Annotated in this window: 21 protein-coding genes; 14 read left to right on the top strand and 7 right to left on the bottom strand. The window is 64.3% G+C overall.

What is annotated here, in order from left to right; all coding sequences use genetic code 11:
- Positions 1-27 precede the first annotated feature (27 nt).
- The 10 genes from murD to lpxC all read left to right on the top strand — a co-directional run bounded on the left by murD (position 28) and on the right by lpxC (position 11,633).
- The gene (gene murD, locus NCS02_RS12260; protein ID WP_250480690.1) at positions 28-1,539 is read left to right on the top strand and encodes a UDP-N-acetylmuramoyl-L-alanine--D-glutamate ligase; all 1,512 of its coding nucleotides are present in this window, start codon (positions 28-30) and stop codon (positions 1,537-1,539) included.
- Positions 1,536-2,813, top strand: a complete 1,278-nt coding sequence (gene ftsW / locus NCS02_RS12255; protein WP_239295173.1) for a putative lipid II flippase FtsW — start codon at positions 1,536-1,538, stop codon at positions 2,811-2,813. The genes murD and ftsW overlap by 4 nt, the downstream gene beginning before the upstream one ends.
- On the top strand, positions 2,810-3,928 hold the full coding sequence (gene murG / locus NCS02_RS12250) for an undecaprenyldiphospho-muramoylpentapeptide beta-N-acetylglucosaminyltransferase (protein ID WP_239295172.1): 1,119 nt from the start codon (positions 2,810-2,812) through the stop codon (positions 3,926-3,928). Before ftsW ends, murG begins: the two co-directional genes overlap by 4 nt.
- Positions 3,929-5,323, top strand: coding sequence for a UDP-N-acetylmuramate--L-alanine ligase (gene murC, locus NCS02_RS12245; protein WP_250523153.1), 1,395 nt, complete (start codon positions 3,929-3,931; stop codon positions 5,321-5,323). It begins immediately after the preceding gene.
- Between the two features lie 22 nt (positions 5,324-5,345).
- On the top strand, positions 5,346-6,287 hold the full coding sequence (locus NCS02_RS12240) for a D-alanine--D-alanine ligase (protein WP_008342984.1): 942 nt from the start codon (positions 5,346-5,348) through the stop codon (positions 6,285-6,287).
- A gap of 34 nt (positions 6,288-6,321) precedes the next feature.
- Positions 6,322-7,074 carry a cell division protein FtsQ/DivIB gene (locus NCS02_RS12235; RefSeq protein WP_008342982.1) on the top strand — a complete coding sequence of 251 codons (753 nt, stop codon included), beginning with the start codon at positions 6,322-6,324 and terminating at the stop codon, positions 7,072-7,074.
- 26 nt (positions 7,075-7,100) lie between these two features.
- Entirely contained in the window at positions 7,101-8,333 is a 1,233-nt protein-coding gene (ftsA, locus tag NCS02_RS12230) for a cell division protein FtsA (protein ID WP_008342980.1), read from the top strand.
- Positions 8,334-8,450: 117 nt separating this feature from the next.
- Positions 8,451-9,662 carry a cell division protein FtsZ gene (gene ftsZ / locus NCS02_RS12225; protein WP_008342979.1) on the top strand — a complete coding sequence of 404 codons (1,212 nt, stop codon included), beginning with the start codon at positions 8,451-8,453 and terminating at the stop codon, positions 9,660-9,662.
- A 285-nt stretch (positions 9,663-9,947) separates the two neighbouring features.
- Positions 9,948-10,451 (top strand): peroxiredoxin, encoded by a 504-nt coding sequence (locus NCS02_RS12220; protein WP_239295171.1) that lies wholly within the window; start codon positions 9,948-9,950, stop codon positions 10,449-10,451.
- 264 nt (positions 10,452-10,715) lie between these two features.
- Positions 10,716-11,633 carry a UDP-3-O-acyl-N-acetylglucosamine deacetylase gene (lpxC, locus tag NCS02_RS12215; RefSeq protein WP_008342975.1) on the top strand — a complete coding sequence of 306 codons (918 nt, stop codon included), beginning with the start codon at positions 10,716-10,718 and terminating at the stop codon, positions 11,631-11,633.
- Positions 11,634-11,678: 45 nt separating this feature from the next.
- Here lpxC and NCS02_RS12210 read toward each other — a convergent pair whose 3' ends face one another.
- Positions 11,679-12,164: a DciA family protein gene (locus NCS02_RS12210; RefSeq protein WP_008342974.1), complete on the bottom strand. Its 486-nt coding sequence runs from the start codon at positions 12,162-12,164 to the stop codon at positions 11,679-11,681.
- Positions 12,165-12,440: 276 nt separating this feature from the next.
- On the opposite strand from NCS02_RS12210, the gene secA reads away from it, so the two are divergent.
- From secA to NCS02_RS12185, 4 genes are all read left to right on the top strand, one after another.
- Positions 12,441-15,254, top strand: a complete 2,814-nt coding sequence (gene secA / locus NCS02_RS12205) for a preprotein translocase subunit SecA (RefSeq protein ID WP_034471684.1) — start codon at positions 12,441-12,443, stop codon at positions 15,252-15,254.
- A gap of 160 nt (positions 15,255-15,414) precedes the next feature.
- On the top strand, positions 15,415-16,656 hold the full coding sequence (gene argJ / locus NCS02_RS12195) for a bifunctional glutamate N-acetyltransferase/amino-acid acetyltransferase ArgJ (protein WP_239295170.1): 1,242 nt from the start codon (positions 15,415-15,417) through the stop codon (positions 16,654-16,656).
- A 14-nt stretch (positions 16,657-16,670) separates the two neighbouring features.
- A complete protein-coding gene (locus NCS02_RS12190) occupies positions 16,671-17,534 on the top strand; it encodes an ATP-binding protein (protein WP_239295169.1) in 864 nt (287 codons plus the stop codon).
- Positions 17,531-17,962, top strand: a complete 432-nt coding sequence (locus NCS02_RS12185) for an NUDIX domain-containing protein (RefSeq protein WP_008342968.1) — start codon at positions 17,531-17,533, stop codon at positions 17,960-17,962. The genes NCS02_RS12190 and NCS02_RS12185 overlap by 4 nt, the downstream gene beginning before the upstream one ends.
- A gap of 6 nt (positions 17,963-17,968) precedes the next feature.
- Here NCS02_RS12185 and yacG read toward each other — a convergent pair whose 3' ends face one another.
- The 6 genes from yacG to NCS02_RS12155 all read right to left on the bottom strand — a co-directional run bounded on the left by yacG (position 17,969) and on the right by NCS02_RS12155 (position 23,104).
- Positions 17,969-18,160, bottom strand: a complete 192-nt coding sequence (yacG, locus tag NCS02_RS12180; RefSeq protein ID WP_008342966.1) for a DNA gyrase inhibitor YacG — start codon at positions 18,158-18,160, stop codon at positions 17,969-17,971.
- A 63-nt stretch (positions 18,161-18,223) separates the two neighbouring features.
- Entirely contained in the window at positions 18,224-18,979 is a 756-nt protein-coding gene (zapD, locus tag NCS02_RS12175) for a cell division protein ZapD (protein ID WP_008342965.1), read from the bottom strand.
- Positions 18,980-19,150: 171 nt separating this feature from the next.
- A complete protein-coding gene (gene coaE / locus NCS02_RS12170; RefSeq protein WP_175982748.1) occupies positions 19,151-19,756 on the bottom strand; it encodes a dephospho-CoA kinase in 606 nt (201 codons plus the stop codon).
- Positions 19,757-19,777: 21 nt separating this feature from the next.
- Positions 19,778-20,701 carry a prepilin peptidase gene (locus NCS02_RS12165; RefSeq protein WP_175982749.1) on the bottom strand — a complete coding sequence of 308 codons (924 nt, stop codon included), beginning with the start codon at positions 20,699-20,701 and terminating at the stop codon, positions 19,778-19,780.
- 31 nt (positions 20,702-20,732) lie between these two features.
- Positions 20,733-21,938: a type II secretion system F family protein gene (locus NCS02_RS12160; protein WP_034471457.1), complete on the bottom strand. Its 1,206-nt coding sequence runs from the start codon at positions 21,936-21,938 to the stop codon at positions 20,733-20,735.
- A complete protein-coding gene (locus NCS02_RS12155; protein ID WP_250480689.1) occupies positions 21,935-23,104 on the bottom strand; it encodes a GspE/PulE family protein in 1,170 nt (389 codons plus the stop codon). Before NCS02_RS12155 ends, NCS02_RS12160 begins: the two co-directional genes overlap by 4 nt.
- Positions 23,105-23,110: the final 6 nt, after the last annotated feature.

The following is a 23,110-nucleotide window of genomic DNA, read 5'->3' as shown; positions in this document are numbered from 1 at the left end:
ATTCAAGTTTCGGTAAAAGGTAAAGCGATGTTTGGCGAGAAGTTTATCGGTCGGCAAAGTCCGATGGTGCTCGTGCTTGGGCTGGGTGAATCCGGTCTGGCGATGGCGCGCTGGTGCGCCAGGCACGGTTGCCGCCTGCGGATCGCCGACACGCGCGAAGCGCCGCCGAATCTCTCCGAACTCGCGATCCACAAGATCGATGCGGATTTCGTCGGCGGCGCGTTCACGCCCGCGTTGCTCGATGGCGGCATCGAACTCGTCGCGATCAGCCCGGGGCTGTCGCCGCTCGCGGATGACCTCGCGCCGCTGATCGCTGCAGCGAAAGAACGCGGCATTCCCGTCTGGGGCGAACTCGAACTGTTCGCGCAGGCGCTCGCCGGACTCGGCGCGAACGGCTATGCGCCTAAAGTCATCGCGATCACGGGCACGAACGGCAAGACCACCACGACCGCGCTCACCGGCCTCTTGTGCGAGCGCGCGGGCAAGTCGGTCGCGGTCGCGGGCAACATCAGCCCGGCGATGCTCGACAAGCTGACCGAAGCCATCGACCAGACCGCGCTGCCCGATGTCTGGGTGCTCGAACTGTCGAGTTTCCAGCTCGAAACCGCGCATACGTTCGCACCGGATGCCGCCGCGGTGCTGAACATCACGCAGGATCATCTCGACTGGCACGGCGGCCTCGACGCCTACGCCGCCGCGAAAGGGCGCATCTTCGGCCCGGCCACGACGCGCGTGCTGAACCGCGACGACAGCCGCGTCATGAAGCTCGCGGCGAACGTCGCGCAACATCGCGTCGTGACGTTCGGACTGAACGAGCCGCTGAATGTCGGCGACTACGGTTTGCTGCGCGATAACGGCATGCAGTGGCTCGTCGTTGGCATCGATCAGGACGCGTCGGAAGAGACTGCGACTTCGCGTCGCCGCAAGAAGGACGAGGCCGAGCCGAATCTCGTTTCCAAGCGTCTAATGCCCGTCGACGCGCTGCGCGTCCGCGGTCTGCACAACGCGGCGAACGCGCTCGCAGCGCTGGCGCTGGCTCGCGCGATCGATCTGCCGCTCGCGGCGCTTTTGCACGGCTTGCGCGAGTATCGCGGCGAGCCGCATCGCGTCGAAGTGATCGCGCAGATCGACGGCGTCGATTATGTCGATGACAGCAAAGGCACGAACGTCGGCGCGACGGTCGCCGCGCTCGACGGCCTCGCGCAACGCGTCGTGCTGATCGCCGGCGGCGACGGCAAGGGCCAGGACTTTTCGCCGCTCGAAGCGCCGGTCGCACGCTGGGCGCGCGCCGTGATGCTGATCGGCCGCGACGCGGCGCGCATCCGCGAAACGCTGGCATCGACGAATGTCGAATTGCAGGATCACGCGACGCTCGAGGAAGCGACGAACGCCGCCGCGAAAATCGCGGAAGCCGGCGACGCCGTGCTGCTTTCGCCCGCGTGCGCGAGCCTCGACATGTTCAAGAACTATGCACATCGCGCCGACGTGTTTCGCGGCGCGGTCGAAGATATCGCCGCCGCGCGGGGAGTGATGCTATGAGCTGGTCGGAACGCTTCGGATCGAAACTCACCGGACAGCGCAACGCCATGCCCGGCGACTCGCTCGCGGGCCGCTCGAATTCGGGCACGCGCGGCGGCATTTCGAGCGCGGTCAACGGCGTGCGCCCGGCGCGCTCGCGCATGCTCGACTACGACTATTCGCTGTTGTGGGTGATGATCTCGCTGCTCGGCCTGGGCATCGTGATGGTGTACTCGGCGTCGATCGCGATGCCGGATTCGCCCAAGTACGCGAGCTATCGCGACTATCACTTCCTCGTGCGTCACCTCGTTTCGATCACGACGGCGGTCGTCGGCGCGACCATCGCGTTCAAGATTCCGATCAAGACGTGGGAAAAGTACGCGCCGAAGCTTTTTCTCGTCGCGCTGGCGATGCTCATCATCGTGCTGATTCCGCACGTCGGCAAAGGCGTGAACGGCGCGCGCCGCTGGATTCCGCTCGGCATCACGAACATGCAGCCGTCGGAGATCATGAAGCTCGCGGTGACGATCTACGCTGCGAACTACACCGTGCGCAAGCAGGAATTCATGCACAGCTTCGGCAAGGGCTTTCTGCCGATGGCGGTCGCGGTCGGCGCGGTCGGTGCGCTCTTGCTGCTCGAGCCTGACATGGGCGCGTTCATGGTGATCGCCGCGATCGCGATGGGCGTGCTGTTTCTCGGCGGCGTCAACGGCAAGCTGTTCGGCGGCCTCGTGCTGACGGCGGTGGGCACGTTCACGATGCTCGTGTGGCTGTCGCCGTGGCGTCGCGAGCGGATCTTCGCGTACCTCGATCCGTGGGACGACCGTTACGCGCAAGGCAAGGCGTATCAATTGACGCACTCGCTGATTGCGTTCGGGCGCGGCGAGTGGTTCGGCGTCGGCTTGGGCGGCAGCGTCGAGAAGCTGAACTATCTGCCGGAAGCGCATACCGACTTCATTCTCGCGGTGATCGGCGAGGAGCTCGGTTTCGTCGGCGTGATCTGCGTGATCCTGCTGTTCTACTGGATCGTGCGCCGCGCGTTCGAGATCGGCCGTCAGGCGCTTGCGCTCGATCGCACGTTCGCCGGTCTGATGGCGAAGGGCGTCGGCATCTGGTTCGGCGCGCAGACGTTCATCAACATGGGCGTGAATCTCGGTCTTCTGCCGACCAAGGGTCTCACGCTGCCGCTCGTCTCCTACGGCGGCTCGGGCATTTTGCTGAACTGCGTCGCGCTGGCGGTGTTGCTGCGCGTCGATTACGAAAATCGCGTCTTGATGCGCGGAGGAAAAGTATGACCGCGCAACGCGACCGCACCTTGATGGTGATGGCGGGCGGCACCGGGGGCCACGTGTTCCCGGGGCTCGCGGTCGCGCACTGGATGCAGGCGCACGGTTGGCGCGTCGTGTGGCTCGGCAATGCGAGCGGCATGGAAGCGACGCTCGTGCCGAAGCACGGCATTCCGATGGAATACGTGCGCTTCGGCGGCGTGCGCGGCAAGGGCGTCAAGACCAAGCTGATGTTGCCGGTGAATCTGCTGCGCGCATGTTCGCAAAGCCTCGCCGCGCTGCGCCGCGTGAAGCCGGACGTCGTGCTCGGCATGGGCGGCTATATCACGTTTCCGGCGGGCATCATGACGAAGCTCGCGGGCTGCCCGCTCGTGCTGCACGAACAGAACTCCATCGCGGGGCTCGCGAACAAGGTGCTCGCGCATCTCGCAAAGCGCGTGCTCGTCGCGTTTCCCAATGCTCTGCCGAATGCAGAATGGACCGGTAATCCGATCCGTGCGGAACTAACGAGCGCATTGCCACCCAAAGAACGCTACGCCGCGCGTTCGGGACGCCTGAACGTGCTCGTCGTCGGAGGCAGTCTCGGCGCTGCCGCGCTCAACGAAACCGTGCCCAAGGCGCTCGCGATGCTCGCATCGGAAGAGCGCCCGCGCATCGTGCATCAGGCGGGCGCGAAGCATATCGAAGCACTGGAAGCGAACTACGCGGCTGCGGGTCTCACGCGCGGTGAAGACCTGCAACTCGTGCCGTTCATCGAAGACATGGCGAGCGCGTATGCATCGGCGGATCTCGTCATCTGCCGGTCGGGCGCGATGACCGTCTCGGAAATCGCCGCGGTCGGCGTGGCGGCGCTCTTCGTGCCGTTCCCGTTCGCCGTCGACGATCACCAGACGACCAACGGCGCGTTCCTCGCGAAGAACGGCGCGGCTGAACTGATACAACAACGCGATCTGTCGGCGCAAAAGCTCGCCGACTGGTTACGCGTACAGACGCGCGACACGCTCGCGGCTATGGCCGAGCGCTCGCGCGCGCTGGCGAAACCGGACGCGACCGAAAAAGTCGCGAGCATTTGCGCCGACGTGGCCGGCGCGCGTTTCGACGCGCAAGCTCGGGAGGCACACTAAATGAAGCACATCGTCAAACATATACATTTCGTCGGGATCGGCGGCGCGGGCATGAGCGGGATCGCCGAAGTGCTGCTCAATCTCGGCTATCACGTGAGCGGATCCGATCTTTCGAACGGCGCGGTCACCGAGCGTCTGCGTGCGCTTGGCGCGCGCGTCGAGATCGGTCATCACGAGCAGAACATCGAAGGCGCGAATGCGGTGGTCGTTTCGACGGCCGTGCGCCCCGACAATCCAGAAGTGCTCGCGGCGCGGCATCGCCGCGTGCCGATCGTGCCGCGGGCCGTGATGCTCGCGGAACTCATGCGCCTGAAGCAGGGCATCGCCATCGCCGGCACGCACGGCAAAACGACGACGACTTCGCTCGTCGCGAGCGTGCTGGCGGCGGGCGGGCTCGATCCGACCTTCGTCATCGGCGGGCGGCTGAACAGCGCGGGCGCGAACGCGCGTCTCGGCACGGGCGATTTCATCGTCGCTGAAGCCGATGAGTCGGACGCTTCGTTCCTGAATCTTTTCCCGGTGATCGAAGTCATCACGAACATCGACGCCGATCACATGGACACCTACGGCCACGACTTCGCGCGGCTCAAGCAGGCGTTCATCGAGTTCACGCATCGGCTGCCGTTCTACGGCATTGCCGTGCTATGTGTCGACGATCCGAACGTCCGCGAAATCCTGCCGTTCGTGTCGAAGCCGATCATCCGCTACGGTCTCGGCGCGGAAGCGCAAGTGCGCGCGGTGAACGTCGAGGCGCGCGACGGCCGCATGCATTTCACGACGCTGCGTGAAGACGCGCCGTCGCTCGACATCGTGCTGAATCTGCCGGGCACGCATAACGTGCAGAACGCGCTCGCGGCAATCGCGATCGCGACTGAACTCGAAATCGCGGATGCCGATATCCAGCGTGCGCTCGCTGAATTCAACGGCGTAGGCCGTCGCTTCCAGCGTTACGGCGAAGTGAGCGCGGCGAGCGGCGAAGGCGCGTACACGCTCATCGACGACTACGGTCATCACCCGGTCGAAATGGCCGCGACGATCGCGGCGGCGCGCGGCGCGTTTCCGGGGCGGCGTCTCGTGCTCGCGTTCCAGCCGCATCGCTATACGCGCACGCGCGACTGTTTCGAGGATTTCGTGAAAGTGCTGTCGACGGTCGACGCCCTCGTGCTCACCGATGTCTACGCCGCCGGCGAAGCGCCCATCGTGGCCGCCGACGGCCGCGCGCTCGCGCGTGCGATCCGCGTCGCGGGCAAGGTGGAGCCGGTGTTCGTCGAGACGATCGACGAAGTGCCCGACGCGGTGACGACCATCGCGCGCAACGGCGACGTGGTGATCGCCATGGGCGCGGGTTCCATCGGCGGAGTGTGCGGCAAGCTGGCTAACCCCCAGCCTCAGTAAGAGCAAGACCATGAGCAATCAAGTGAATCAAATCGATCCGAAAGTCTTCGGCAAAGTCGCGGTGCTGCTCGGTGGCAATTCCGCCGAACGCGAGGTCTCGCTCAATTCCGGGCGCCTCGTGCTCGAAGGCTTGCGCGAGGCGGGCATCGACGCGCACGCGTTCGATCCGGCGCGGCATCCGCTTTCGGATCTGAAGGCGCAAGGCTTCGTGCGCGCGTTCATCGCGCTGCATGGCGGTTACGGCGAGAACGGGCAACTGCAGGGCGCGCTCGATTTCTACGGCATCCGCTATACGGGCAGCGGCGTGCTCGGCTCGGCGCTCGGCATGGACAAGCTGCGCACGAAGCTCGTGTGGCAGCAGACCGGCATTCCCACGCCGCCGTTCGAAACCGTCTTTCGCGGCGAAGACTACGCGGCGCGCGCGCAGGACATCATCGCGAAGCTCGGGCTGCCGCTCTTCGTCAAGCCGGCGAGCGAAGGATCGAGCGTCGCGGTCATCAAGGTGAAGAGCGCGGAGACGCTCGTGCCCGCGCTCGAAGAAGCGGTGAATTACGACAAGATCGTGATCGTCGAGAAGAGCATCGAGGGCGGCGGCGAATTTACGTGCTGCATCGCGGGCGATCTCGACTTGCCGGTCATCAAGATCGTGCCGGCGGGCGAGTTCTACGACTATCACGCGAAGTACGTCGCGGACGACACGCAATACCTGATTCCGTGCGGCCTGACCGAAGCCGAAGAAACGCGCATGAAGCAGCTGACGAAGCGCGCCTTCGAGATTCTCGGCTGCACCGACTGGGGTCGCGCGGACTTCATGCTCGACTCGGACGGCAACCCGTATTTCCTCGAGGTGAACACGGCGCCCGGCATGACCGATCACTCTCTGCCGCCGAAAGCCGCGCGCGCGGTCGGCATCAGCTACAAGGATCTCGTCGTGAAAGTGCTGTCGCTCACGCTGAAGAACTAGGTCGATCACACACAGGACACGAACAAGCGAAACCATGTGGAACAACGTTCGCCAACTCAACCTCGCCGCCAACGGGCTGCACGTCGTGCTCGTGCTGCTGCTTCTCGGCGCCGCGGGGTACTGGGCGATCCAGCGTCCCGAGTTTCGCCTGCGCGAGATTCAGATCGACGGGGATACGGCGCACATCAGCTCGCCGGTCGTGCGGGCAAGCGTGATCGGTCATCTGAAGGGCAACTACTTCACGGTCGATCTCGATGCGGCGCGCGCCGCGTTCGAGCAGGTGCCGTGGGTGCGCCACGCGAGCGTGCGCCGCGTATGGCCGAACGCGCTCGCGGTGACGCTCGAGGAATACAAGCCGCTCGGCACGTGGGGGAACGATCAACTGGTGAGTGTGGACGGCGATCTCTTCACCGCGAATCAGGGCGAACTCGACGACGATCTGCCCGCGTTCGACGGCCCCGAGGGCACGGCGAAGGAAGTGGTCGCGCGGTATCACGATTTCGAGAAGTGGTTCGCGCCGCTCGACGCGAAGCCGGAAGAAGTCACGCTGTCGCCGCGCTTCGCGTGGACGGTCAAGCTGTCGAACGGCACGCAGGTCGAACTCGGACGCGAGCGTAATCAGGACACGCTGAACGACCGTTGCAAGCGTTTCGTCGCGTCGTGGCCGTCCGTCACGGGACGCTGGGGGAAGGACATCGAATATGCGGATTTGCGGTACCCGAACGGCTTTGCAATACGAGCCGCGAACATGCGCTTCATCAACGACACCGACAAGGCCAAGAAGTAAGCAGACATCACAGGCATGAGCACGCTATGAGCAAAGACTACAAAGACCTGCTGGTTTCCCTCGACATCGGAACGTCGAAGGTGGTCGCGATCGTCGCCGAATTGAAGGGCGAAGGCCACTACGAGGTAATCGGACTCGGTCAGAGCGACTCGAAGGGGTTGAAGAAGGGCGTCGTGGTCAATATCGAGGCCACGGTGCAATCCATCCAGCGCGCGCTCGAAGAAGCCGAACTGATGGCGGATTGCAAGATCACAAACGTATTCACCGGGATCGCGGGCAGCCATATCCGCAGCTTCAATTCGAGCGGGATGGTCGCGATCAAGGACAAGGAGGTCACGCAGGCGGATGTCGCGCGCGTGATCGAAACGGCCAAGGCGATCAACATCCCGACCGATCAGCAGGTGCTGCATATCCTCACCCAGGAATTCATCATCGACGGGCAAGAGGATGTGCGCGAGCCGATCGGCATGAGCGGCATCCGCCTCGAAGTGAAGGTGCACATCGTGACGGGCGCGGTGAGCGCGGCGCAGAACATCGTGAAGTGCGTGCGCCGCTGCGGCCTCGAAGTGAACGACCTCATTCTGCAGCCGCTCGCGTCGTCGCTTGCGGTGCTGACCGAGGACGAGAAGGAACTGGGCGTGGTGCTCGTCGATATCGGCGGCGGCACGACGGACATCGCCATCTTCAGCGAAGGCGCGATCCGACATACGGCGGTGATTCCCATCGCGGGCGATCAGATCACGAGCGACGTCGCGATGGCGCTGCGCACGCCGACGCCGGATGCGGAAGACATCAAGGTGAGCTACGGCATCGCGAAGCAGGCGCTCGCTGATCCGGACGAAATGATCGAAGTGCCGGGGCTGGGCGAGCGCGGTCCGCGCACGCTGTCGCGGCAGGCGCTGGCGGCGGTCGTGGAGCCGCGCGTCGAAGAGCTGTTCTCGCTGGTGCAGCAGGTCGTGCGCGAGTCGGGCTATGAAGAACTGCTGTCGAGCGGCGTCGTGCTGACCGGCGGCGCGGCGATGATGCCCGGCATGGTCGAGCTCGGCGAAGACATCTTCCTGAAACCGGTGCGCATCGGCGTGCCGGAATACGCGGGCGGCCTTGCCGATGTCGTGCGCAATCCGCGCTATTCGACGGCAATGGGCCTGCTCGCCGAAGGACGCTCGCAACGCATGCGCGGCCGCAAGGTCGCGGTACAGAACGGTTCGATGGGACAAGTCTTCTCGCGGATGAAAGACTGGTTCCTCGGGAATTTCTAAGCAATACGCAACACGCAACAAAAAGAATTTCGCGCCGGTACCGGCGGCTGGTGCGCGACAAGGGGTTGCCCGATCTCTCGTCGAATAACGCCGATCTTCATTCTTGACGGAGGCAACATGGATTTCGAAATGCTGGAAACGGAAACCAACGGAACGATCATCAAGGTCGTGGGCGTTGGTGGTGCTGGCGGCAACGCGGTTCAGCACATGATCAACCGCGGCGTGCAGGGCGTCGACTTCATCGTGATGAACACCGACGCGCAAGCGCTCGCCCGTTCGCGCGCGCCGGCGGTTCTGCAACTGGGCATGACCGGTCTCGGCGCTGGCGCGAAGCCGGAGAAGGGCAAGGAAGCGGCGGAAGACGCGCGCGAGCGTATCGCCGACGCACTGCGCGGCGCGCACATGGTGTTCATCACCGCGGGCATGGGCGGCGGCACGGGCACGGGCGCGGCGCCGGTGGTCGCGCAGATCGCCAAGGAAATGGGCATTCTCACCGTTGGCGTCGTGAGCAAGCCGTTCGAGTTCGAAGGCGGCCGCCGCATGCGCGTCGCGGAAGCGGGCTCGCAGCAACTGGAGGATCACGTCGACTCGCTGATCGTCGTGCTGAACGACAAGCTGTTCGAGGTGATGGGCGATGACGCCGAGATGGACAAGTGCTTCCAGTGCGCGGACGACGTGCTGAACAACGCTGTCGCCGGTATCGCTGAAATCATCAATGTCGATGGTCTCGTGAACGTCGACTTCGAAGACGTGAAGACGGTGATGGGCGAGCAGGGCAAGGCGATGATGGGCACGGCGACGGTTGCCGGCGTCGATCGCGCGCGTCTCGCCGCGGAACAGGCGGTCGCGAGTCCGCTGCTGGAAGGCGTGGATCTGTCGGGTGCGCGCGGCGTGCTGGTGAATATCACGTCGAGCCGTTCGCTGCGTCTGTCGGAAACGCGTGAAGTGATGAACACCATCAAGTCCTACGCAGCCGACGATGCAACGGTCATCTTCGGCGCCGTGTACGACGACGCGATGGGCGACGCGCTGCGCGTGACGGTGGTGGCGACGGGCCTGGGCCGCGCGGCGAAGAAGCAGCAGCAAGCGCCGATGACCCTCCTGCGCACGGGCACCGACAATCAGCCGGTCGCACACGCGCATCACGCCGCCGCGCACAATTCGTACGGTACGCAGCACGGTCAGAGCACGACGGATTACGGTCAGCTCGACACGCCGGCAGTGTGGCGCTCGACGCGTGAAACGGCGGCTTCGCACGTGCAGGCGCTGCAGGAAAAAGGCGTCGATACTTACGACATTCCGGCGTTCCTGCGCAAGCAGGCGGACTGAGCGAAGCGCACGTTATTTGCTGCTGAGTTCGTGACGAAGCGGCACACCGCGTGCACGCGCTGAACGTCCGGCGCGCACGATGCAGGCTTCGCGTGGGGCGACTGTCCAAGGCCGCGTCCTGATGCAAAACGGACGCCGGGCCGTGGCCAGCCGACCTCCACGAATCTGCCCCTGACGTCGAGGAAGGCAGAGTGAAGCCGAAATCGCTGCGCAGACTTTCGGCGCGGTTGCGGGACGATGCGATCGCGAGGATGTCCGCGAGCACTGATGAGGGAAGGACCGAGCATGATCAGAGTGGGTGAAACGTTGCCCGACGTGCGTCTCTTCGAGTTCATCGACGAGGCCACCGAGGGCTGTGCCGTGGGACCGAATGCGTTCCCGGTGCGCGAGCGGAGCGCAGGCAAGCGCGTGGTGATCTTCGGATTGCCGGGCGCGTTCACGCCGACGTGCTCCGCCAGACACGTGCCCGGCTATGTCGAAGCGGCGGCGGATTTGTCCGCGGCAGGCATCGACGAAGTCTGGTGCGTTTCCGTCAACGACGCGTTCGTCATGAACGCGTGGGGACGCGATCTTCAAACCGCGGGCAAGGTGAAGATGATTGCGGACGGCAGTGCGCGTTTCACTCAGGCACTCGGACTGGATCAGGATTTGTCCGAGCGTGGCATGGGAATCCGTTCCCAGCGCTACGCGATGGTGGTCGACGACGGCGTGGTCAAGACGCTGAATGTCGAAGCGCCCGGCAAGTTCGAAGTCAGCGACGCTCGCAGTATCCTGGCGACGTTGCGCTGAGTGCAGCGGCGCGCCGCGTTGCCCGCGCGCAACGCTTGAAGCGCCCTCGCATTGAGCTGCAATTTGGGGCCGATGACCGGAAATGCCTCCATTCCGGCCATCGGCCCGTTCTACTTCACAAATCCTTCGCCTTGGCGTAACACAGGGAAACAGTTGATACCACCTGGATCAGGACGGCATGCGGCGAATGGAGTATAATTCGACCTATTAGAATTTAATGCACGATTAATTTCCTTTATAGGATCTTGAATCGGAAAGAACATCATGTTGAAGCAGCGAACAATCAAGACCGTCGTCAAAACCGTGGGGATCGGGCTCCATTCCGGCCGCAAGGTCGACCTGACCCTGCGCCCAGCGCCGATCGGGACGGGCATCGTCTTTTCGCGTATCGACCTGCCCGAGCCGGTCGATATTCCCGCGTCCGCGATGGCGATTGGCGACACGCGTCTCGCTTCCGTGCTGCAGAAGGACGGCGCGCGCGTCTCGACCATCGAGCATTTGATGTCGGCGTGCGCGGGCCTCGGCATCGATAACCTGTATGTCGATGTGACCGCCGAGGAAATCCCGATCATGGACGGCAGCGCCGCATCGTTCGTGTTTCTGATTCAATCGGCGGGTATCGAAGAGCAGAACGCGCCGAAGCAATTCATCAAGGTGACGAAGCCCATCGAAGTACGCGACGGCGACAAATTCGCGCGCCTCGAACCGTATTTCGGCTTCAAGCTGAGCTTCACGATCGATTTCCGCCATCCGGCCGTCGACAAGACCGGTCAGGCGCTCGAAGTGGATTTCGCGACCACGTCGTATGTGCGTGAAATCGCGCGCGCCCGCACGTTCGGCTTCGCGCATGAAGTGGAGATGATGCGCGAACTGGGGCTCGCGCGCGGCGGCAGCATGGACAACGCGATCGTGCTCGACGAGTACCGCATCCTCAACAATGACGGCCTGCGTTACGACGACGAATTCGTGAAGCACAAGATGCTCGACGCGATCGGCGACCTGTACGTGGTCGGCCGTCCGTTGCTGGCGTCGTACAAGGCGTACAAGGGCGGTCACGCGATGAACAACATGCTGCTGCGTGAGTTGCTCGCGAACGAAGACGCTTATGAAATCGTCACATTTGAAGATACGAAAACCGCACCGCGCGGTTTCGGTTTCGACACGCAGACCGCGTTTGCTTAACTGAAAGCCTCAACGGATGAACAAGAATGAGCGGCCGGGCGCCGCTCATTTTTTTTGTCCGCGCGCCTGATGCCGCGCCGCCATCCGCGCGAGCGCTTCCTGTAGAGGCGACGGCTCGAGCGAGGCCGCCAGATCATGCAGCGCCGATGCGCCGGCCGCCGACATGCGCGCCTGCTTCGGCGGCGCGGATTCTTTCATCGGCTGCGGACGGACGCGGATTTTCAGCGCGTTGACGGCCCAGCCGCGTTGTTGCAGGTCGGAAAGCAGACGCGGCTCGATATGCCGCAACCGCGCCGCCAGCGCGTTGTGCGCGGCGAAAAGCGCGAGGACTCCGTCCTTGATGAAACCCGGTTCCACGTTCGACGCCAGATAATCCGGCAAAAGCGAGCTCAGATCGCGCTGCAGCGCCGCCACTTGCTCGACGCCCGCGCGCAACGCGCGGAACGCATCGGTGCGATCGAGGACGTCGGCGACGGCTTGCGGCCGCCGCGGATCGAAACCCGATCTTGAATTCGTAGAAAAGCGGCTCATTTTTGTATAGGCGCAGGCCCGACGGAACGGTTCGATTGTACGCGAGGCGGCCCGTTGCTTCGGGCGGGGAAACGAGTTTCGCCCGAGCTTTCAGCGGGTTGACTGTCGCGTTCCGTCTACGCACGCGCGGGCACGCCGACGCAAGGTCTGCCAAACTCACATGCTAAAATTCCCGATTCGAATTTCACCTTATGGACTTAAGTCGCCGAGGTTCTCCGAGCCCGGACGCAGCTTTGTGCTGTGGCCGTCCGAAGCCGCGACGCAGACACTGATCCGATGACGACCGGTTTCCTTCAGAAGATTTTTGGCAGCCGCAATCAGCGGCTGGTCAAGCAGTATCAAAAGACCGTTGCGGCAATCAATGCCCTCGAGCCGACCGTCGAGAAGTATTCGGACGACCAGCTGCGCGCCAAGACCGATGAGTTCCGCCAGCGCGTCGCGGGCGGCGAATCGCTCGACGTGATCCTGCCCGAGGCGTTCGCGGTCTGCCGCGAGGCGAGCAAGCGCGTCCTGAAGATGCGCCACTTCGACGTGCAGCTCATCGGCGGCATGGTCCTGCATTACGGCAAGATTGCGGAAATGCGTACCGGCGAGGGCAAGACGCTCGTCGCGACGCTCGCCGCGTATTTGAATGCGCTGTCGGGCCGCGGCGTGCACGTCGTGACGGTGAACGACTACCTCGCCCAGCGCGATGCCGAATGGATGGCGCGCCTCTACAACTTCCTCGGTCTGTCGTGCGGCGTGAATCTGTCGCAGATGGAACACTCGCAGAAGCAGGAAGCGTACGCGGCGGACATCACGTACGGCACGAACAACGAGTTCGGTTTCGATTATCTGCGCGACAACATGGTCTACGAGACCAACGCGCGCGTGCAGCGGCCACTCAATTTCGCGATCGTCGACGAAGTGGACTCGATCCTCATCGACGAGGCACGCACGCCGCTCATCATCTCCGGTCAGGCTGAAGATCACACCGATCTCTACGTGCGCATGAACGCGCTGCCGCCGCTGCTCGAGCAGCAGATCGGCGAAGAGAAGGCCGACGGCACCGGCGTCGAAAAGCCGGGCGATTACACGCTCGATGAAAAAGCGCGTCAGGTGTTCCTGACCGAATCGGGCCACGAGAAGGCCGAGCGCCTGCTCGCCGAGTGGGGTTTGATCGGCGAAGGCGAGAGTCTCTACGCGCCGCAGAACATCACGCTGATGCACCACATCTATGCCGCGTTGCGCGCGCATACGCTTTTCCTGCGCGATCAGCACTACGTGGTGCAGAACGGCGAAGTCGTGATCGTCGACGAATTCACCGGCCGCATGATGACCGGCCGCCGCTGGTCGGACGGTCTGCATCAGGCGGTCGAAGCGAAGGAACACGTCCAGATTCAGGCCGAGAACCAGACGCTCGCGTCCATCACGCTGCAGAACTATTTCCGCATGTACTCGAAGCTGTCCGGCATGACCGGCACGGCGGACACGGAAGCCTACGAATTCAACGAAATCTACGGCCTCGAAACGGTCGTGATTCCGACCAACCGTCCGCCGAAGCGCGTCGACAAGCAGGATCAGATCTACAAGACGTCGAAAGAGCGTTACGACGCGGTGATTCGCGACATCCGCGATTGCGTCGAGCGCGGTCAGCCGACGCTCGTCGGCACGACGTCGATCGAAGCGTCCGAATTGCTGTCGCATCTGCTCACGCAGGCGGGCGTGAAGCACGAAGTGCTCAACGCGAAACAGCACGCGCGCGAAGCGGCGATCGTCGCGGAGGCGGGCCGTCCGGCCGCCGTCACGATCGCGACGAACATGGCCGGCCGCGGCACGGACATCGTGCTTGGCGGCAACGTCGAGAAGCAGGCGTCGTTCATCGAAGCGGATCTCTCGATCCCCGAGAACGAGAAAGCCGCGCGCATCCAGAAGCTGCACGACGAATGGCAGGCGCTGCACGATCACGTGAAGGCGGCGGGCGGTCTGCATATCATCGGCACCGAGCGTCACGAGTCGCGCCGTATCGACAACCAGCTGCGCGGCCGCGCGGGCCGTCAGGGCGATCCGGGTTCGTCGCGCTTCTATCTGTCGCTGGACGATCCGCTTCTGCGCATTTTCGCGGGCGACCGCGTGCGCGCGATCATGGATCGCCTGAAGATGCCGGAAGGCGAGCCGATCGAAGCAGGCATGGTCACGCGTTCGATCGAAGGCGCGCAGCGCAAGGTCGAAGCGCGCAACTTCGACATCCGCAAGCAACTGCTCGAATACGACGACGTCGCGAACGATCAGCGCAAGGTCATCTATCAGCAGCGTAACGAACTGCTCGAAGCGAACGACGTGCAGGAAACCATCGCGGCGATGCGTCAAAGCGTGATCGGCGACGTCGTGCGAACCTTCGTGCCGGCGGGCAGCATCGAAGAGCAGTGGGAAGCGCCGGAGCTGGAAGAAGTGCTGCGCAACGACTGGTCGCTCGATCTCGCGGTTCAGGAGATGATCAACGAGTCGAATTCGATCGACGCGGAAGAAATTTGCGAAGCCGTGCTCGCCGCCGCCGACGAAGCGTACGAAGCGAAGGTCGCGATGGTCGGCCGCGAATCGTTCAGCGCGTTCGAGCGCTCGATCATGCTGCAGACGCTCGATAGCCGCTGGCGCGAGCATCTCGCCGCGCTCGATCACTTGCGGCAGGGCATCCATCTGCGCGGCTATGCGCAGAAGAACCCGAAGCAGGAATACAAGCGCGAGGCGTTCGAACTGTTCGCCGCGATGCTCGACGCCGTGAAGCAGGAAGTCACGCGCGTCGTGATGAACGTGCAGATCCAGTCGCCGGAGCAGCTCGAAGAAGCCGCCGAGCAGTACGAAGAGAAAGGCAGCCATCTGGAAAACGTGTCGTTCACGCACGCGGATTTCAACGCGCCGGCCGCCGAGCCGACGCCCGCCGCGGCGGCGGCGAGCGCCACCGCGCAGATGGTCAGCCAGGCGATGGCCGCCGGCGACGACATCAGCGTGGCGACGCGTCCTTCGGACGACGTGCCGAAGGTCGGCCGCAACGATCCGTGCCCGTGCGGCAGCGGCAAGAAGTACAAGAACTGTCACGGCAAGCTGGTGTAATCGGCTCGTGACCTGACGAACAAGCGACGCAGCGATGCGTCGTTTGTCTTTGCAGCATCCATCATTCACGGCGCCGGTTCGAATCCGCTGGCCGGCGTCAGTCTTTCATCATGTGCCGGTTCGATGAGCCGGCATTCGCCACTTTCAGCGAGACGCGAACATGGCCGTCAACTTCCCCTCGATCGATCCCGCAGCGCTTCATCCCGTCCCCGGCGTCACGCTCGGTTACGCGGAGGCGAACATTCGCAAGCCCAATCGCAAGGACGTGCTCGTCATTCGCGTCGATGAAGGCGCGAGCGTCGCGGGCGTTTTCACGCAGAATCGCTTCTGCGCCGCGCCGGTTACGGTCTGCCGTGAGCATCTCGCGGCGGCGGGCCAAGGCGGCAAGGGCATTCGTGCGCTCGTCGTGAATACGGGCAACGCGAACGCGGGCACCGGCGAGCCGGGCATGGCGCACGCGCGCGAAACCTGCGCGGAGCTCGCGCGTCTCGCCAATCTCGATGCGCAGCAAATCCTGCCGTTCTCGACCGGGGTGATTCTGGAGCCGCTGCCGATCGATCGCCTGAAGGCCGGTCTGCCCGCCGCGCTCGCGAATCAACAAGCCGCGCACTGGTTCGACGCCGCGCAAGCGATCATGACGACCGACACGCTGCCGAAGGCGGCGTCGCGCCAGGTAACGATCGACGGTCACGTCGTCACGCTGTCGGGCATCAGCAAGGGCGCGGGCATGATCCGCCCGAACATGGCGACGATGCTCGGCTTCCTCGCATTCGATGCGAACGTCGCGCAGCCGGTCCTCGATCAGCTCGTGAAGCATGTCGCGAATCGTTCGTTCAACTGCATCACGATAGACGGCGATACGTCCACCAACGATTCGTTCATCCTGATCGCGTCGGGGAAGTCGTCGCTGCCCCCGATCACGTCGACGGATTCGCCCGCGTACGCCGCATTGCGCGACGCCGTGACCGAAGTGGCGCAGGAACTCGCGCAACTCATCGTGCGCGACGGCGAAGGCGCGACCAAGTTCATGACGATCACGGTGGAGGGCGGCCAGGACGCGGCGGAGTGCCGTCAGATTGCCTACGCGATCGGCCATTCGCCGCTCGTTAAGACCGCGTTCTACGCGTCCGATCCGAACCTCGGCCGCATTCTCGCTGCGATCGGTTATGCGGGCGTAACGGATCTCGATGTCGGCAAGATCGATCTTTATCTCGATGACGTGCTGGTCGCGAAAGCCGGCGGGCGCAATCCCGCGTACAAGGAAGAAGACGGCCAGCGCGTGATGAAGAAGAGCGAGATCCTGATTCGCGTCGTGCTCGGGCGCGGCGACGCGCAAGCGACCGTCTGGACCTGCGACCTTTCGCATGATTACGTGAGCATCAACGCCGACTATCGCTCCTGAACGCGGACAACTCGATGGATAAACTCGAACAATTTCTCACGCGCGCCGAAGCGGTGCTGGCGCGCATCGAAGGCATGTTGCCGCCCGCCGCGCCCGATATCGACTGGGAATCCGCGGTGGCGTTTCGCTGGCGCAAGCGTCAGGGACGCGGCTTCCTGCAACCCGTTTCCGCCATCTCGCAGATCTCGCTCGACGACCTTCAGAACATCGATCGTCAGAAATCGCTCATTCGGCAGAACACGCAACAGTTCGTGAACAAGCTGCCCGCGAACAACGTTCTGCTGACGGGCGCGCGCGGCACGGGCAAGTCGTCGCTGATCAAGGCGTGTCTGAACGCGTATGCGAAGGACGGCTTGCGCCTGATCGAAGTCGACAAGGACGATCTGCATGATCTCGGCGATATCGTCGATCTGATCTCCACGCGGCCCGAGCGTTTCATCGTCTTCTGCGACGATCTCTCGTTCGAGGAAGGCGAGTCGGGCTACAAGGCGCTGAAGGTCGCGCTCGACGGCTCCGTCGCCGCGCAATCGGACAACGTGCTCATCTACGCGACGTCGAACCGCCGCCATCTGTTGCCCGAATACATGAGCGACAACGAGACGTACAAGCACACGTCCGACGGCGAGATTCATCCTGGCGAAGTGGTCGAAGAAAAGATTTCGCTTTCCGAGCGCTTCGGCCTTTGGGTCAGCTTCTATCCGTTCAAGCAGGACGACTATCTGTCGATCGTCGGACACTGGCTGAAGCACTTCGGCTGCGCCGACGCCGAAGTCGAAAGCGCACGCGGCGATGCGCTCGTGTGGGCGCTCGAACGCGGATCGCGCTCGGGCCGCGTGGCGTGGCAATTCGCGCGCGACTGGTCGGGACGCAAGCAATGACCGATGCGAAGCCGGACATCGCGCCCGATGGCCGCAAGGTGACCGAAGTGGCCGTCGGCGTGATGGTGCAGCACGACGGGCGCTATCTGCTTGCGCAGCGGCCCGCGGGCAAACCGTATGAAGGTTACTGGGAGTTTCCCGGTGGCAAACTGGAGCCGGGCGAGAGCATCGAGGCGGCGCTCGGTCGCGAACTGCACGAGGAACTCGGCATCGATGTCACAGCGTGCCAGCTCTGGCGCACGCTGGAGCATGATTATCCCCATGCGTACGTGCGGCTTTTCTTCTGCAAGGTGACGGAGTGGAACGGTTCGCCGGTCGGCCGCGAAGGTCAGGCGATCGCCTGGCAGACGCTTCCCGTCGAGGTCGCGCCGCTCCTGCCGGCAGCCATTCCGATTCTGGAATGGCTCGAAGAGGAAGAGCGCGAATAACGGCGCTCAGTTGAGTCCGCCGCGATTGTCTTCGTCCGGCGGCGTTTCCTGCGAATTACCCGCGATCTTGTACTTCTCGGCCGCCCACGCGCCGAGATCGATCTGCTTGCAGCGCTCGGAACAGAACGGGCGAAAGCGGTTTTCGGGAACCCAGCGGACATCCTTGCCGCAGGTCGGACATTTGACGACAGTGGTCATGACGAATACGAATTGAGCCGGTTACGGACGATATTTGACCACATGAGGCCAAACCGTTCCGATTCAAAGGCTGCAAAGCGTCAGATGAAACGGCACGTCGACATCGACGGCGCGCGGTTTCAGATCGCCGTCCTGCACCGTGAAGCGCACCCACAGCATGTACTTGTTCGCGCTTGCTTCCGGAATCACGCGCGTGTCCGGTGAGACGCGCACTTGCATCAGCTGATACGTGCGGCCGGACAACATCTGCTGGTAGCTGCCCTGCATCGCCATGACTTTCGATGCCTGACCCGACTCACGCGCGAGCCGCAATACGATGGCCGCCGCGTCGCGCAACGCGAGCATGGGCATGACCCACTTCGCGATGTCCTGGCGGCGCTCCTCGACCGGCAACTGCTGCCAGGCGTAATACGACGGCAAATCGAACTTGCACGTTCCGCCGGGAATGATCGTGCGGCTGCGGATGCTCGCGAGCCATTCGTTGTCGGCGAGATGCTGGCCGGTCTTGCCGTGCATTTCGGTGAGGCCGGCGAGCGTCTGCTCGATTTCGCCGAGCACGGCTTCGAGCGCTTCCTGTTCGATGCCCGGATTGCCGCGAAACGGCGCGAGCGTTTGCCGCTGCCGTTCCAGTTCCTTCATGAGGTCGGCTTTGAGGTCCGTGCGGCCAGCGACTTCCGCGATCTCGAAGAGCGTCGTGAGTGCAACGTGATGTTCTCGCGCGTCTTCCTGAGTCAGAAAGAACGTGAAGCGCTCGAACAGGTCTTCGAGGCGCAGCAGCGTCCGGATTCGCTCGTTGAAGGGATACTCGTAAAGGATCAAGCGCGCTCGCCTCGGCGTGGGTCGGTTGCTTCCATGAGCGGAAGTGAGCACATTCTAATGCCGCATCCTCACCCTAGCAAATCGGGCCATATTCGGGCGCCGAATGGCTCGTTTCGGCGGAAAACGGGGAACTTTTCGACGATTTCGCTAACTCAGGCGATCGCCGTCGCGTCATGCGGACGCAAGCGAAAGATAACGGCCGTGCAGTGTTTCGACTTGCTGCGCGAGCGTGTCGAGCGTGGCGGTTTCATCGTTGAGCACGATGTCGTCGGCAGCCGCGAGACGCGCTTCGCGAGACGCCTGCTTCGCGATGATCGCGAGTACCTGTTCGCGCGTGAAGCCGTTGCGCCGCATGACGCGAGCGATCTGCGTCTCGAGGGGGCAATCCACCACGAGCACGCGCGACACGCGGCTCGCCCATTCACCGGACTCGACGAGCAAGGGCACCACGACGATGTGATACGCGCCCTGCGCCGCGAACCGCTGGCGTTCCGTCTCGGCGCGAATCAGCGGATGCACGATGCCTTCGAGGCGCGCCTTCGCGGTGTCGTCGGCGAAGACGAGCGCGCGCATCTTCGCGCGATCGAGCGAGCCGTCCGCCGCGATGAAGCCGTCGCCGAATTCGCTCGCGATGAGCGGCATCGCGACGCCGCCCGGCGCCGTGATTCGATGCGCGATCAGGTCCGTGTCGATCAGCGGCACGCCGCGCGCTGCGAAGAGATCAGCGACCGTGCTCTTGCCGCTGCCGATGCCGCCGGTAAGACCAATGCTGAACATCCGTTGCTCCGTTCGGTTCGATCAACCTAACAATGCATAAAGCGGCGTGCCGATGAAAAGCGTGATCGCGCCGCCCGCCGCGAGAAACGGTCCGAACGGCAACGGCTCTTCGAAACGCATGCGCTTGCGCCACGTCGCCACGATGCCGAACGCGGCGCCCGCGACGGCCGCGATCAGAAGCACTTGCGCGAGCGCCGACCATCCGAGCCACGCGCCGATCGCGGCGAGCAGCTTGAAGTCGCCGTAGCCCATGCCTTCCACGCCGCGCACGAGCTTGAAGAGCCAGTACACGCACCACAGGAACAGATAGCCTGCGACTGCGCCCGTAACGGCGTCGTGCAGCGTCGCGAATCCGCCTTCGCCGAAATTGACGAGAAGCCCGGCCCAAAGCAGGGGCAGCGTCAGCACATCGGGAAGATAGCGTGTGTCGTAGTCGATGAGCCCTGCCGTCAGCAAGGCCGCGCATAGACCGAACGCGGCCAGCGCGGGCCACGTGGGACCGAACGCGTAAAGCGATAGCGCCGCCAGCGCGCCGGTCGCGAGTTCGGTCAGCGGATAGCGCGGGCTCACGCGTGCGCCGCATGCCGAGCAACGTCCGCGCAGGGCCAGATAGCTGATGACGGGAATGTTTTCCCACGCGCGCAGCACGTGCTTGCAATGCGGGCACGCGCTGCGCGGCACGGCGAGATTGAAGCGCTCGGGATAGGGATCGGCGGCGGCGAATTTGGTGGCATCGGACGCCTCGGGAATGGCTGCGTCGACTTCCGCGCGCCACGCGCGTTCGAGCATGACGGGCAGACGATGCACGACGACAGTAAGAAAACTGCCGATCACGAGGCCGAACACGATGGCGAACCCGTACTGCACGGCCACGGGCAGCGCCGCGAACGCCGCCAGATAGCGGCTCGCGAAATGCGCGGCGGTCGGATCGAACGAAGGCTGCATGATGGACGAACGGTTGCTTTGGCCCGCGATGCTACACCACGTTGCCGAGCTGAATGACAGGAAGATACATCGCGATGACAAGGCCGCCCACGAGCGCGCCCAGCACCGCGATGACGATCGGCTCGCAAAGACTCGCGAAGCCGCCGATGCGCTCGTCCACCTGACGGTCGGCGAGCGTGGCTAGATCGAGAAGCATCGCATCGAGCGAGCCTGATTCTTCGGCGACCGCGATCGGCTGCACGACGTCCTGCGGAAAGCATCCGACGGCGCGCATTGCGGCCGCGAGACGCTCGCCGTTGTGCAGGCGCGCGGCGATGTCGACGGTGGCGCGGTCGAACACGCGGTTTCCTGTGGCATGCGTGAGTGAGTTGAACGCATCCGACAGCGGCGTGCCCGCCGAGAGCAGCGTGCCGAGCGCGCGGCTCCATCGCGCGACCGCGAGCGAGCGCAGCAGCTTGCCTGCAAGCGGCAGGCGCAGCGCGGCGTGATCGGCGGCGGCGCGTGCATCGGGCGAACGCTTCATCCAATTCCATCCGATGAATACCGCAGATGCGGCTGCAATCCCGAACGGCACGCCGACATTCGCGACGCCGTCCGAAAGCGCGAGCACGAAACGCGTCGGCGCGGGCAGCGCGGCGCCGAAGCCGTCGAAGATCGTCTTGAAGGTCGGCACGACGCCGATCAGCAATCCCGCCGTAATCGCGAGCGAAAGCAGCAGCACCATCACGGGATAGGTGAGCGCGGCGCGCAATCTGGCCCGTTGCGACGCCGCCCGCTCGCGGTCGTCGGCGAGGCGGGCGAGCACCGTCGGCAACGCACCCGCGACTTCACCGACCGAAACCAGCTGGCAGTACAGCGTGCCGAACGCAGCCGGATGCCGTGCCAGCGCGCCCGAGAATGGCACGCCGCGCGTGATATCGCGGGCCAGCGCGCGCACGATGCGCGGCATTCCGCTGGCGGACGCGCTGCCGGCGAGCAATTCGAGCGCGCCGACGAGCGGCAGTCCCGCGCGCAGCAGGCCGGCGAGCTGTCGCGTGAAGACGGTCACGTCGGCGGTCCTCGCTTTGGGCGGCGGCGCGGCGCCGAGCGTTTCGAGCAGGGTGACGATCACGCCTTCGCGCCGCAGCGACGCGCGGGCCGCGAGTGCGTCGGCGGCGATGATCTTTCCCCGCATCGGCTGGCCTTCGCTGTCCATGCCGCGCCACGCGAAGCGCAGTTCGAGCGCGTCGTTCATCATTCGATCTCCGTCGCGTCGACTGCTTCGGCGACGCTCGTTACGCCTTCGCGCACGCGCGCGAACGCCGCATCGCGCAACGCGGGCATGCCTTGCGCCTGCGCCGCGCGCGCGATCGCATGCGTCGCGGCGCGCGAGACGATCAACTCGCGCAGTTCATCCGATACCGGCATCACCTGGTGCACGCCGACGCGCCCGCGATAACCGACGCCATGACACGCCGGACAGCCGCGCGGCTCGAACGGATGAAACCCGTCCGCGAGCGCCAACGCCGACGGCGCGCGGCAGAACTCGCACAGCTTGCGCACGAGCCGTTGCGCGGTGACGAGCTTGAGCGCCGACGCGAGGTTGTAAGGCGCGACGCCGATATCGATGAGACGCGCGATCGCGGCGGGCGCATCGTTCGTGTGCAAGGTCGAGAGCACGAGATGGCCCGTTTGCGCAGCCTTCACCGCGACGTCCGCCGTTTCCGCGTCGCGTATTTCGCCGACCATGATGACATCCGGATCCTGACGCATGAACGCGCGCAGCGCCACGGCGAAGGTCAGTCCCGCCTTTTCGCGCACGCTCACCTGATTGATGCCCGCAAGTTGAATTTCGACAGGATCCTCGACCGAGGACACGTTGCGGGCTTCCGCGTTGAGCATCTGGAGGAAGCAGTAGAGCGATACGGTCTTGCCGCTGCCGGTCGGACCGGTCACGAGGACGAGACCGTGGGGTGCCCGAATCGCCGATTCGACCGCGCGGCCTTGCGCGTCGTCGAGACCGAGCGAGGCGAGCGAAAGGTCGGGCGGCAGCGCTTCGAGCCGCCGCAGCACGAGTTTTTCGCCAAAGAGCGTCGGCAGCGAATTGACGCGATAGTCGCCGATCCGCCCGCCCGGCAGATTCAGCCGCAGCCGGCCGTCCTGCGGCACGCGCCGCTCGGCGATGTCCATTCGCGCCAGCACCTTGATCCGCGTGACGAACGCATCGCGCAAATGGGGCGGCGGGCGCTTCAATACGTGCAACGCGCCATCGACGCGCAGCCGGATGCGCCATGCGCGCTCGGACGGTTCGACATGGATATCGGACGCGCCGCGCTCGGCGGCTTCGCGCAAGGTGTCGGTGAGCAGCGAGACGGCGGGCGTCTCGTGGTCGGATGGCGTTTCGCGGAAGGAAGGGGAAATCATGGCGTC

Source organism: Caballeronia sp. NCF2 (assembly GCF_023631205.1).
Classification (GTDB): Bacteria; Pseudomonadota; Gammaproteobacteria; order Burkholderiales; family Burkholderiaceae; genus Caballeronia; species Caballeronia zhejiangensis.
This window is presented reverse-complemented; position numbering and strand designations above follow the sequence as displayed.